9 protein-coding genes are annotated in these 12,560 nt (G+C 67.2%); 6 read left to right on the top strand and 3 right to left on the bottom strand.

Features of this window, described 5'->3' with window-relative positions; translation table 11 throughout:
- From ETD83_RS32755 to ETD83_RS32770, 4 genes are all read left to right on the top strand, one after another.
- The coding region (locus tag ETD83_RS32755; protein WP_138649085.1) for a hypothetical protein at positions 1-268 on the top strand (268 nt) is incomplete at its 5' end.
- A 412-nt stretch (positions 269-680) separates the two neighbouring features.
- Positions 681-1,160 carry a hypothetical protein gene (locus ETD83_RS32760; RefSeq protein ID WP_138649086.1) on the top strand — a complete coding sequence of 160 codons (480 nt, stop codon included), beginning with the start codon at positions 681-683 and terminating at the stop codon, positions 1,158-1,160.
- A gap of 21 nt (positions 1,161-1,181) precedes the next feature.
- On the top strand, positions 1,182-2,057 hold the full coding sequence (locus ETD83_RS32765; protein ID WP_138649087.1) for a hypothetical protein: 876 nt from the start codon (positions 1,182-1,184) through the stop codon (positions 2,055-2,057).
- Positions 2,054-4,387 carry a hypothetical protein gene (locus ETD83_RS32770; protein ID WP_138649088.1) on the top strand — a complete coding sequence of 778 codons (2,334 nt, stop codon included), beginning with the start codon at positions 2,054-2,056 and terminating at the stop codon, positions 4,385-4,387. The genes ETD83_RS32765 and ETD83_RS32770 overlap by 4 nt, the downstream gene beginning before the upstream one ends.
- Before the next feature lie 964 nt (positions 4,388-5,351).
- On the opposite strand, the gene ETD83_RS32775 is transcribed toward ETD83_RS32770, so the two are convergent.
- Both ETD83_RS32775 and ETD83_RS46155 read right to left on the bottom strand, forming a co-directional pair.
- Positions 5,352-6,455 (bottom strand): PxKF domain-containing protein, encoded by a 1,104-nt coding sequence (locus ETD83_RS32775; RefSeq protein ID WP_230421344.1) that lies wholly within the window; start codon positions 6,453-6,455, stop codon positions 5,352-5,354.
- A 543-nt stretch (positions 6,456-6,998) separates the two neighbouring features.
- Positions 6,999-7,247, bottom strand: a complete 249-nt coding sequence (locus ETD83_RS46155) for a transposase (RefSeq protein WP_205718013.1) — start codon at positions 7,245-7,247, stop codon at positions 6,999-7,001.
- A 581-nt stretch (positions 7,248-7,828) separates the two neighbouring features.
- Here ETD83_RS46155 and ETD83_RS32785 point away from each other — a divergent pair.
- Both ETD83_RS32785 and ETD83_RS32790 read left to right on the top strand, forming a co-directional pair.
- Positions 7,829-8,620, top strand: coding sequence for a DUF427 domain-containing protein (locus ETD83_RS32785; protein ID WP_138649090.1), 792 nt, complete (start codon positions 7,829-7,831; stop codon positions 8,618-8,620).
- Positions 8,621-10,075: 1,455 nt separating this feature from the next.
- Complete coding sequence (locus ETD83_RS32790; RefSeq protein WP_171064564.1) at positions 10,076-10,681, top strand: DUF4253 domain-containing protein; 606 nt, start codon at positions 10,076-10,078, stop codon at positions 10,679-10,681.
- 754 nt (positions 10,682-11,435) lie between these two features.
- Here ETD83_RS32790 and ETD83_RS32795 read toward each other — a convergent pair.
- A partial coding sequence (locus ETD83_RS32795; RefSeq protein WP_171064565.1) for a helix-turn-helix transcriptional regulator occupies positions 11,436-12,560 on the bottom strand: 1,125 nt, incomplete at its 5' end.

The following is a 12,560-nucleotide window of genomic DNA, read 5'->3' on the forward strand; positions in this document are numbered from 1 at the left end:
CGCTCGCGTGATCATCCGCCCATCCGGCACCGAACCCAAACTCAAGTGCTACCTGGAACTCGTCCAACCCGTCACCGGCGACATCCCCACCGCCCGCGCCCGCGCCACCGCCGAACTGGACACCCTCCGCCAGCCCTCAGCTGACCGGCCACCCTCAGCCGACCGCCCCACGACGATCTCAAAGCCGCAGGAGTGCGGAAACCACATCCCGGTCGGGTGTGCCTGCGTGGAGGCCGGTTCCGGCCCGGGCGTCCCAGACCAGCCGTAATACCTGGCAAGCCACCGAATCGCCGGATATGGTTCACCCACGCTGGGATGGAAGGGCAGGAATGCGGGGGCTTGGGCCGGTTCGGTACGTGTTCCTCACCCTTATCGCATCCGCCTTCGTCCACTTGGCCATCGATCCCGCCGCGGCCGCCGCCGGGGACACTGCCGATGACGCCCGCCTCGTTCACTGCCTTGACCCCGCGCACCAGGCTGAGCTGGTCAATGCAGCGGTCACTCTGGGGCTGGGAGGACGAGCCACAGCTAGCACCCACATCACGGTCGCGGGCAAGGCGACACCCCTGGACGCTTGGCGCAAGCAGAACCCCAAGGCGTTCGACCGTGTATGTAAGGCGCTGTATGAGGCGTCTGCGCAAGGCGGTTCGAGCGGCGAGGGCGGCTCAGGTGGCCTGAGCGTGGTGGAGCTGCTGAAGATCCTGGTCGCCGCCGTGGTGGGGGCGGGGCTCACCATGTTCGTGGGCGATTGGCGCAGCGCCCGCGACACCGGCCTGCTCCGGGCCGACGGGCTGCGCCGTGCCGTACGCGAGTACAGCTCGGCGGTCTCCGAATACGCGCAGGCGTGGGCTTCATACAGCGCCGGCTCGCTGCCCTCTGACGAGGCGGTCGCCAGGACCGGAGCCGAACTGGACGCGCAGTTGCGCCGGTACGAGCTCTTGCGGAAGAAGTGGCGCGTCCCTACCAGGCTCCGCACCGAGCTGGCGACCGCGCCGCTGGGAGACGCGCTCTGCGCCGGGTGGGGCGGCACGTCTCCCGGCGACCGTGCGGCTCGTGGCCAGACCATCGACAGTGCGCTGGCCGACCTGCGGGACGGCTGTGAGGAACTGGCCTTGGCGCTGGAGCGTCCCGGTCGTTCCCACTCCGAGATGAGGGCATGACGTGATCGTGAAGGAGCGAAGGTGATCCCGTTCCCCGAGCTTGGGCCGCTGTGCCCCTGGAAGTCCCCGGAGCATGCCGACCACTACGCCGCCGTGGACCATGCCCAGCACGCGTTCGAGGAGTTCCAGCAGGGGTTCCCGGACTGCGGCCCACTTCTGGGGGAGGGGCGGATGGTGCTGGTCTCGGGCGGAAGCAAGTGCGGCAAGACCTCGCTGATCCACCGGTGCGCGCACTGGCTGAAGGACCACCCGCCCACCGACCACCAGGTCGAGATCTTCAACCTGACCCGGGACGACGCGAGGGCTGGGTCGATCGATGACCGCATGCGGGACGTCTGGAAGCGGCTGCTGCGCGAACTCAAGTTCGCTGGGATCTTCGAGCAGCATGAGCTCGACCTGCTGGGCGAGGAGATCAACGAGCCGCCCGTGCAGGCCTATGAGACCCTTTCACGGCTGCTCAGGCTCAAGAGCTGGATCTTCGTCCTGCTGCTGCCGCAGTCGTCGGTGGCCGAGGAACTGGTCCGATATGGGCACTTGGCCGCCGAGCCCAACCTCCTGTTCTTCACCGAGACCTCGTTCGAGGGCGTCGCCGACGACGGCGTGCGGCTGCTTTCCTCGACCGCCCCGCCGCTCTGGCTCAGCGTCGGCACGCTCGGCGTGGAGGACGGCTGGACCTATCTGAGCCATTTCGTCGCCGACGGCTCGATGCCCGCCGTCACCGAGGAGACCATGCGCAAGGTCATTCAGGAGCGCAACCTCGGAATACAGCCGATGACGGTCACCGGGCTGCAGCGGCTGATGCGGGGCATCTGGCAGTACGCCGCCGAGCACGGCAGGACCGACCTGACCTTCGAGGACTTCAAAACGTACGCGTACCGCACGGCGGATTACCTGTGAACGCCGCGCGGAGCACGGTCAACCCGTTCCCGGCCGCCGCCGTCGCGCGGCGCACGGCGCTGTCCGACGACCTCATCACCGTCCCGACCGCGGCCATCCGGCAGGCCCTGTCCTTCGCCGACGACTATCTCGCGGGATGGAAGGCCGACGGCGGGGCAAGGGCCGCCTCGGGCAACGTGGTCGCCGTGGTCGGCGAGTACGGCATGGGCAAGACACACCTGGCCTTGGAACTCCTGCGGCACATCTCTCGGGCCGCCGGCCAGGACGTCCGGCACCTCTATCTGGACGCGCCCGCCGACACCTTCCTGGCCCTCTACAAACAACGCTTCGTGGCCGAGTTGACCAAGGACGAACTGCGGCAGCGGGTCCAGGAGTACTACGCGGACCTCGTCGCGGACTCGCTCTCCCAGTCGAAGCTGACCGACCATGCCGCGCAACGGCTGCGCAATCGTGAGGTCCAGGCCGAGGCGGTCATCGAACGCCTCGGCCTCATGGAGAACGTGTTCATTCAGAAGCTGCGGCAACGGCTGCGGGCCATCACCGAGAACGAGGCGTTCGCCACGGCGCTCACGCTGTTCCTGCAGCCCGAGTTCGAGTACGCGGTCTGGGAGTGGCTACGCGGTCACGTCCCCGATCAGGCCCTGGTGGAGCGCGGGATCACCACGGCGATCGACACCGACACCGCCGCGCTCGAGGCCATCGGCGTGGTGGCCTTCCTGTACGGACGGCAGAGCCGCCGGTTCGTGCTGGTGATCGACGAACTGGAGAAGGTGCTCTCCTCGCCGCACTCCCCCGGCACCGACACGGCGCGGGCCTTCAAGAAACTGCTGGAGGTGTTCGGCGCCGCCCGCGCGTTCCTGGTGCTGTGCGGGCTGCCCGACTTCCTGGAGGCCCTGCCGGAGGACGTGCGCCAGCGGGTCGGTTGCATCGTCCGGCCGTCGGCGCTGAGCCCCACCGAGACGCGGCAGTACATCCTCGACAGCCAGGAACGCGCCGGACAGCCCCGCGAACTGGCCCCCTTCACCGAGGCGACGGTCGACTACCTGGTGACGCTGGCCAGCGGGAACGCGCGCACGATCGTCAAGCTCTGCTACCACGGCTACCGCATGGCACGGGCGAGGGGCACCAACGTCACCCAGGCGGTGATCCGGGAGGTCGCCCGGGAGCAGTTCCAACTGGCCACCCAGGACGACGTGCGCTCTGAGATCGCCCGCGTGCTGGACCTGGGCGGCTGGCTGTTCCAGGCACAGGCCGCGCCGAAGGGCACCAAGGCACGCGCCGACTTCTGGGTCGTCCACGGCGAGGACGGCGGCGGCTGCGCGGTGCTGATCGCCGACTCGGTCCTCGGCCAGAAGGACGCCTCGGTCCTGGCCAAGCAGGTCGAGAAGGTGAAGGACGGCCGCGAGGACCGCGCCGTCCTGCTGGTGGTTAACGGTTACCTCGCCGAGACCGCGATCCCGGCCCTTTCCGGCGCCGGGGACCGTCCGCCACTGGTGCACAGTCAGCGCCGCTTCGCCGAGGACTTCGACGCCGCGATCAAGGGCGTCATGCAGCGGCTCGAGGCCACCGACCGGGAGAGCGAGCTGAAGATCCTGCGCCAGCAGATCGACCGGCTGGGCCGGCAGCAGTCGCAGATCCTCGGGGGCATCCGGTCGCTCGGGCAGGAGCGGGACGAGGTTCGCCGCGTCCTCGCCGATCTCGGCGACAGCCACCGCCAGGACACCGAGACCCTCACGGCATCGCTGAACGAGGTCGCACGGCTGACCCAGCGGACCTCCGAGTCGGGCATCGCGGGGGCGCAGACCTCCTACGACTCCACGACGGGGCTGAACCAGCCGACGATCCACGGCGACGTTCATATGCACTTTCACGGGCCCGTCGAAAACTCACCGGAACCCACAAAGCCCAGCGTCCTACCGGAGGAGGTCGACGCGCTGTTCACCGAGGCCCTCGACCGGCTCGAGAAGCTGACCCCGCAAACGGAGATCATCGCGTCATTGTTCGGCGGCCAGGCCGACCGCTCTGCGCACCGGAGCATCACAGACGTCACATCGGACTTCCTGCTAGTGGTCGGCACCTGGGCCATGCTGCGGGACACCATCGCGGAATTCCGCACCGCGATCGACGCGTGGTTCCGTACTGACCCGAAACAGCCCGATGAACTGAGGGACCTGTGCCGAAGCTACGACTCGGCCTTCAGCTTCCTGTCTCCACGGGCGATCGAGAAGCTGTCGAGGTCGATGGGCGCCGACAACAGCAACTACGCCGGCCGCTCCTTCATGGACCTGGGCCCCCGGATCTTCGATGCCGCCCGCGATGCTCGTGTGTGATGAACCAGGGGGACGAGACGTTCATCCGTACCCGACCAGCGTTGTCAGGCGGCAGGGCGCGGCCTTGCCACGACTGAAGCGGTGGCCAGTACGTTCGTGCTAGTCCCCGACCAACGAACGGCTCACCACCCAAGACCGCGGCTGCCGTTGGACGCTGGTCTACTCGGCATGGAGGAACTCCTGGCAAGCCGCCCTCCGCCAGGGGCGACCAGCCAAGGCGAGACCGCGCCCCTCGATAGACCGCGTTGACCCGCTCACACCGCCGTTCAGACCGTGTGCTGCCAGGCAGCGGAGGCGGCATGAGCCTGGGTGGGGAGCAGCGGGCGGTGCCCGCGATGTCGTAGGCGGCGCATTCGTGGTCGCGTTCACCGCGGCGCGCCCCGCACGGCCCCAGGTGCCGGGGCGTCCGCCCGCTGTGGCCCTTGGTGGGCCGCAGCGCGGGCGGGTAGTGCTCTTTGATCGGGCAGCAGTTGCCGTGTCCGTCGGCCCGGATCAGCACCGTGCGGGGATCGCAGGCCAGGACGCCCGCGACGAGTTGCCGTGGGACCAGCCAATCGCCCAGCGCGATCCGGCCGCCGCAACGGTAATCGGGCTGCGACAAATCTGCCCCGCCCGGCGAGACGGCCAACGCTCCCGGAAGCGAAGCCACCTCGACCAGTGCTACCAGGATGAGCCTCGATCAGGAGATCAAGGTCGCGACCTGTGATCGCCGCCTTCCGCAACACCGGCAGGCGACACAGCGCCAGCGACGACGACCATGCCCCAGAGCACGTTCGAGCGTCAGATGGCAGCAGCAAGGAGAGTGTTAACGGCCAGCCAGGGCTGAAGTGGCATGACACCGTCCCCCCTTTTGAGGAAGTAGACACTGAATCCAGGCGTCGGCGAGGAATCCCTCGTGACCACCGCTAAGGGCACGGCCGGGGGGATGTCCTCTTCTGCTGAAGAGTGAAGTGTCATCCGTGGGTCAGCTGAATGCGAAGTTGGCGCGGTGCGAGGTGCCGTCGTCGAGCTTGACGATCAATTGGCGACATGTGCCGGCCCAGCTTTGGTCGGTCTTCCAAACGTAGGTGTACTGACCGGTATCGGGGTTGTAGCTCAGTCCGCTGGCGCCGGCGGTAGTGGTTTCCTCCACTCCGTCGACTGTCGCAGTCGAGTCGCAGGCGATCTGTTGGGATTTGGGATAACCGGCTGCGAGGATGTCCAGGCCTTTATATCCGCCGAGCGCGAACTTCACCGGTACGGCTCGTCCGGCACGCATCGTGTTGACCACGGGAAGATTGTCAATGGGCGGGAAGAATCCAGAGAAATCGTACGCGGGAAGACAGTTTCCGGCCCGGCCGCCGATCTCAGCCGTGGTCAGGGCCCGGTCATATATGGCGATCTCATCGAGCCGCTGGGCGTACCATGTCGGCGGGTTGAATGGAGTGGCCAGTGAGTGACTGAAGTAGATCTCTTCGAGATCACCGAGCAGCGGGTCGGTTCGGTACAGAGTCGCTTCAAGATTCCCATTGACGTACAGGCTGTACCAGCCGCTGTCATAGGTGAGGGCGGTGTGGTACCAGGTGTCGGCGAGCCATCTGTCGGTCGTGGAGTACAGCCGTGGGCTATCGTAGCCGAGCTCCAGTTCTCCGGCGCCGTTCTGGACGGCGAAGAAGTCGGTCCAGCCCTTGTTGAGGAAGTTCGTGCCCTGCGTGAACCGTGGCGAGCCAGGGACGATGTCCGTCGGGAAGCTGAACCAGAATTCCAGCGTGAATGCCTGCTCCAGTGTCAAGGATGCCGAGGCGGGAATGACCAGGTCGTCGTTGACCCCGTCGAAATTGAAAGCGCTGCCGAACCGGCCCGGTACGTAGCCGGCGCCGCCGTTCAGGACTCCGTCGTTGACACCCTGAGCATCGGCGGCGCTGCCTTCGCCACGCCACAAACTGATCAGACCCGCCGGAGGCACCAGACACGGCTGTTGGGGATCTTGCGCTCGCGCCGTTTCTCTCCAGGAAGCGGTCAGCGCCCCACACAGAACAAGGACGGCGACGAGCGACCAGGCACGCACCCAGCGGGTCGAGCACTGCATTGCGATCACGCATACCTCTCATGGAGAGTCCGCGGTAGCCGTCATTTCATCTATGGGGCTATGGGCATACTCCGCTCAGCCCACGAAAGTAGATATTCCGCAGTGCGCCACAACATCACAAGACTTAGGTGCCAATAGGCCAGATGCGGACATTTAGTGGATCATCTCGGATGAGATGATTCTTTTTTCCCGACGCCAGGCGCACTCTTCTGGCGCTCTCTGCGTCGAGAAGCGGTACTGAAGGTGGTCGTAGGCTGTGCGGTGGCGGGTTCGAGTAGTGGCTTGTCCGAGGTGTCGGCGTGGGGATGTGAGCTGGCCACGCTGGAGTCGGCAGTCGCGCCCGGTACCACCCTTCCGGGCCCGTCATCGTCTGCCTGAGGGCGTCGTCGAGCATGCGCCGGTAGACCATGTCGGACAGGCTGCGTTGGAGGGACGCCTTGCTTCCATCAACGTTTGCCCGCGGCGGTCTTGCGGTCGACGTAGGCGCGGCCCGGGGGTCGGGGCGGAGCTGGACGGTGGCCATGATGGCAGCACGCGGTTGATCTACTGGTTGCCCGCCCGCGACAGCCGGTGTCGGACCTTGTCGCCGGAGGATGCGTCGACGGGCGCGGCGCCTTTCCAGGAGGCGAAGCGTGCTCTGCTGGGGAACCGAGATGTCGCCGACTCCCACCAGCGGGCGTGCGGCGCAAGACGGATCGATGCCGTGTGGGTTCCATCAGGGTGGTGCCAGTGACGGCGACCAGTTCCTTGAGCTGTTGTCGGCGTCCTTGGAGCGTCGGTAGACGCGTTCAAGGTCGCTGATCAGGTCTGCCGCGAGGCGGCGTCATGCCTTGCCGACGGCATCGCGGGGCCGGACGGTGGCCAGCAGGGTCTTGGCCTGGGCGACCGACAGGTTCTTCTTGGCTCCGCCGGGAGGAACTCCAGCAACAGCTGGAGCACGTCCAGCACGCTCGGGAAGGGCGAAAGCCCCGGCCCTGATCCAGGCGGTCCACGTAGCCGACGCTGGCGCCGCAAGCTCGGCGACCTCCTCACGGCGCAGGCCGGGGGCCGGGGGTGCGCCGTGGCCGCTCGGACGCGGGCAGGCGGATGTCGGCCGGAGTGAGGCGGTTCCCGGCGGGCACGTAAGAACGCCGCCAGTTCCCGGGTGGTGTCCATCGCCGATGTTACGAGCCGCTTCAACGACGGCACCGATCACTTTGCCGTACTCCTGACCGGTCGTGGCCGGTTGCCGGTGCGCAACCATTCGAGATGGACCGCTTGCCTAGAGCTCGAGAGTGCCGGCGCCATTGATGGAGCGGGGCTCGCTGATCGTCAACGGTGAGGCAGACTGAGAGCGAAGGGAAATAGGTCGGGAGTGAGGGGGTTGTGGTGGCATGAGCTCATCGCGGGAGACCGGCGTTCAGATCGTGCAGAGCGGTAAGCGTGTCCGGGTATACCTCGGCGGTCACCTGGTGGCCGACACTGCCAGGCCGGTCCTGGTCTGGGAGAACCCGTACTACCCGGCCTATTACGTCCCCATGGATGACGTGCGGGCCGAACTCGTCGAGGACGGCCCGGGCGAGCGTTCACCGAGCCGGGGTGACGCGACGGCCTACACGGTGAAGGTGGAGGGCACGCAGCGGCCAGGCGCCGCGGTCCGGTATGCCGACTCGCCCATCGAGGAGCTTCGCGGGCTCGTCCGCCTGAAGTGGGACGCGATGGACGCCTGGTTCGAGGAGGACGAGGAGGTCTTCGTCCATCCGCGGAGCCCTTATGCACGCGTTGATGTGTTGGCGGCGTCACGGGAGGTCCGGGTTGAGGTGGACGGGGTGACGGTCGCGGAGTCGTCCAGCCCGAGGCTGCTGTTCGAGACGGGACTGCCGGTGCGCTACTACGTGCCCAAGCCGCATGTCCGTATGGACCTGCTCGAACGCACCGACACGGTGACCCGCTGCCCGTACAAGGGAACCGCGGAGTACTGGTCGGTCCTGGTCGGCGGCAAGGTTCATGAGGATCTGGCGTGGTCGTATCCGGCTCCCCTGGACGAGAGCCGCAAGATCGCCGGGCTGGTCTGCTTCTACAGCGAGAAGGTCGACATCTTCGTTGACGGGGTGCAGCAGGCCCGTCCGGCCAGCCCATTCTTCGCCGACGGGGCGGAGCAGGCCCGTCCACCCAGCCCGTTCTGATCCCCACGCACTGCGAACCGCCCGCGCCGCCAGCGTTCCGTTCACGCTACGCGCCGATTTCTTTCGGGGGCACGGCTACGCGGCTGCTTGAAAGCCGTAGGCCATCCCGGAAGTCGGCTGGCAGGACTGGTTCTTCCACGATTACAACAACAACCACGAAGGCGACTGGGAAAGGATCCACCTAGTCTTGGATGCCGACAGCGCGCCCGAGGCGCTCAAGGTCGAACCGGCAATAGGGGATACAGTCAGTAAGAGAACGCCGTGCGAGCGGCCTGGCATGACGAGAAGTTGTCCTTGTTCGCCAGCATCGGCTTATTGCGACCCCTCGCAAGGGCGATGAGGACTGCAGAAGCACCAGCCGAACGAGATCGAGGAGCTCATGTTGCGACCCCTCGCAGGGGCGATGAGGACTATCGGTGACTTGTGGTGCTGGTACAACCGCGGCCGGTTGCGAACCCTCGTAAGGGCCGATGAGGCCCCTGGCCCTCACAATCGCCGTCGTCGTCACCTCGTTGCGCGAACCTCCACTGCGCCGATTCCAGGCGGAGGTCGAAAGTCTTCTGGATCCTAGCTATGACAACGTCATCGTTTATACGTTCCGCTTGGAACAACGCCCGCTCGCCCAACCGGTGGCGCTGCCGAGCCAGCCCCCACCGACATCTTGTAGCCTCCTCAGCCGTGCGTCGACCCAAAGTTGATCAAGATGGTTTCAGCGACACGCCGGGCTCCTCTGCACAACCGGAGGTTCGCTGCAAAGGGCGACTCCCAGGTAGCCGCCTTGCCCTCGCGGACCTGCGGTTTTACCGTGGGGTCCTCATCGCCCCTACGAGGGTTCGCAACCGTGAAGGACCTGCTGGCGTCTGAGACGTGCGAGGGCATCCGGGTCCTCATCGCCCCTACGAGGGTTCGCAACGCCTAGATGTCCAGGACATTCCGACGTGCACCTTCGGTGGTCCTCATCGCCCCTACGAGGGTTCGCAACTCAAATATGTGGACGCGCGATCCGTCGCTGTCCTCGTCCTCATCGCCCCTACGAGGGTTCGCAACCGCTCGGCGTCGTCCAGGTTGCCGTACGACGACCGCGTCCGCATCGCCCCTACGAGGGTTCGCAACACGGTGTTGGTGCCGAGCCTGACGACGTGGCCCACGGGTCCTCATCGCCCCTAAGAGGGGTCGCAACTTCGCGAAGTCCAGAAGGACGAAGCGGGTTTCCGATCCGGTCCTCATCGCCCCTGCGGGGGTCGCAACTCGGAGTCCACCGGGTGAACTGCGGCTTTCCCGGACTGTGATTCGGCGATGAGGTAAGAAGCCGGTATGGCGTCTCGAAAGCTGCCCCAGGGGCGGACGGTCGGCAGGTCTGGTCGGCAGGTTTGGGTTTCCGATAGGGCGATCGGTGAGCCCACCGAACTGTGGGCGCAGTGCCAGGCAGAGTGGGGTATTACCGGGCTTTATCCAGTGCTGTTCTCCTGGCCTTTGGTCGAAGAGGGGACCTGGTCTCTGGGAGGCGTCGCGACGACGGATCTGGACACGGATCTGGAGGACGCCTGGCGGGCTGAGCGCGTCAGGTTCGAGGAGTTCGACCACCGATTCCCCGACGGCGACCACGGTGATCTGAAGCCGACCTTTACGGGATGGCCCGGCCTGGCTCACGGAGTCCCCGCAGATCCGGCATTGCCAGGGCCGGAGGAGGCCGCGGCCAGCGTAGTGAGCCGTTTGCTGGAGGAGCATCACGGGCTTGACGACTGCCATTTGGTGCTGGCGCCAGTCGGGCGGAGCGCCGATGTCCCTATCGTCATCGGGTGGCAGGCGGAGACCTCACTCGATCGGCTGTGTGCGCTGCTACGCAGTTGGGAGGACCGGTTCGGGGCCCGCGTCGTCGTCTTGCAGGGGTCTCGGATGTGGGTGTCGGTCGCCCGCCCGCCGGTCACCACGGAACATGCCGCGCACATCGCTTTGGAACACTTTCTCACCGGCACCGACACCATGCGCGAGTTCACACCCTTCGCCGACTACGCCGCCGGCCTGGTGGGCAACCACGTGTGGGAGTTCTGGTGGGACTGACGCTCCCATTGGCTCCTCGGGCACGTCGCGATCTCTGAGTATGACTCCGTCCTGTCCGCCGGGAGTGACGACGCTGCCGACCCTAGAAGCGCAACGCGTTCGGGTGTCGAGGTCATCTTTGTGCTCGGCGGTTCTGGGGTGCTGGTGGGCGAGTCTGGTTGTAGCGGGGTGGGCACTCTTGGTAGCCATGGGTGGTGACCGATGACTCGCCTTCAGGGCTGGGAGCGGGTGTGCCGCCTGAGGTTGACGAGCCGTGGCGCGTCCGGCCTCGTCGTCGGCAGCGGCGTCGCTCCTTCCGCTTGGTGGCGTCTCTGGTCAGTGTTCTGTTGGCGTCTCTCGGTACGGCGGTCGCGCTCCAGTTTGGTGGCGCATCGCAGCTGGCGTCGCCGCGGCCTGCTCGGATGGCTACCGGGGCTGGTAGTGGGCAGCAGGGCGATCAGGGCTCGTCATGGCAGAGTCGGGTTACTAGGGAGCCTGGTTCTCGGAAGGATACGAAGGAGCAGGGTCGGCGCGGACGGTCGGCGCCTGACCGGACCGTGGCTTCCGGGAAGCGGGAGTCTTCGGGGGTGCGTCCTCCGAAGCGGGCGTCGTCGCGGCGGGCTGACTCGCCGGTTCAGCGGCCGCGCAAGGTGCGGCGGGCGCCGGGGTGGGTTCGGGACGAATGTCGCCGTCGCTTCCCCCGGGACGTCACCCGCCGGACTGCGTGTATTGCCGCGCTGCGGGGCTATCTCCGACGGTGACCGGCACGGCCTGGTCACAGGCTGGTCGGGTGGTTTTTCAGGAGGGTGCGTAGGCCGGTTCGGCCGGTGACGCCCAGTTTGGTGTAGCAGCGGGCCAGGTAGTTGTTGACGGTGTTGACCGACAGGCCGAGCCGTTGTGCGATCTGGCGGCTGGTGTGGCGGGTGGCCAGCAGGACGACCTCGCGTTCGCGGCGGGTCAGGTGGTTTGTGACGCCGTCGGCGGAGAGTAGTGGTGTCCGGGCGTCGGGGCAGCGGCTTCGCAGTTCCAGGGCGTGCTCCATGGCGACGACGGTCGCGCCTCGGTCGGTTGTGGTGGCGGCGACGCGGGCTGCTGCGAATGCTGCTTCGCAGGCGAGTAGGTGGTGGCCGCGGGCGGCGAGGGCGTCGGCGGTCAGGCATAGGGCCTCGCGGTCGGCGTGGGCTAGGGCTGCTGCGGCGTCCGCTAGGAGTGGGATCAGTGGGGCGTTGGTCTCCGTGGCCAGGTCGGCGAGGCGGGCGTGCAGGGATTTCGCACGGTCGCCGTTGCTGAGGCGCACCGTGTCGTATAGGGCCACGGCTTCCAGGACGGGCAGGTCGTGCGAGCGTGCCAGGTCGGCTGCGTCTTGGGCGGTGGTCACGGCGTCGGTCGTGGATCCGTGCGCGGCGATGGTCCAGGCTCGGCAGAGTCGCGTCCACGGCTCGAACAGGCGGTGGGTGCGGTGGCGTCCGGCTCGTGCCAGCCAGCGGTCAGCCTCGGCGGTGTCGCCGCGGAGGGCTGAGACGGCGGCGAGTGTGGCGGCGAGGACGGCCGTGAGCTGGAACCGGTCCTCGTCCTCGAAGGTCGCGATCGCCTCGCGGAGGGATCCGTCGGCGATCGTGACCTCGCCCTGGACGGCGGCGACGGCACCGCGCAACGCCGCCCACAACGCCGCGGCCGGGCGATTCCCGGCGGTCGAGGACGCGCGGTGGCCCTCGTCGAGGAGAGTGCGCGCCCGCGCCGGGTCCCCGCCGATCAGGTGGAGCAGGGCCTCGGCGGGGGCGTCCTGTCGCGGCGGTTCGGTCTCGGTGGGACGGCCGAGCGCGGGTTCCGTGGGGCGGCCGAGCGCGGGTTCCGTGGGGCGGCCGAGCGCGGGTTCGGTGGGACGGCCGAGCGCGGGTTC

It is taken from the genome of Actinomadura soli, from assembly GCF_005889715.1.
Taxonomy (GTDB): Bacteria; Actinomycetota; Actinomycetes; order Streptosporangiales; family Streptosporangiaceae; genus Spirillospora; species Spirillospora soli.

Coding starts and splice junctions, on each gene's coding strand:
- ETD83_RS32775 (WP_230421344.1), bottom strand. CDS start 6,455: ATGCAGTGCTCGACCCGCTGGGTGCGTGCCTGGTCGCTCGTCGCCGTC.
- ETD83_RS32785 (WP_138649090.1), top strand. CDS start 7,829: ATGAGCTCATCGCGGGAGACCGGCGTTCAGATCGTGCAGAGCGGTAAG.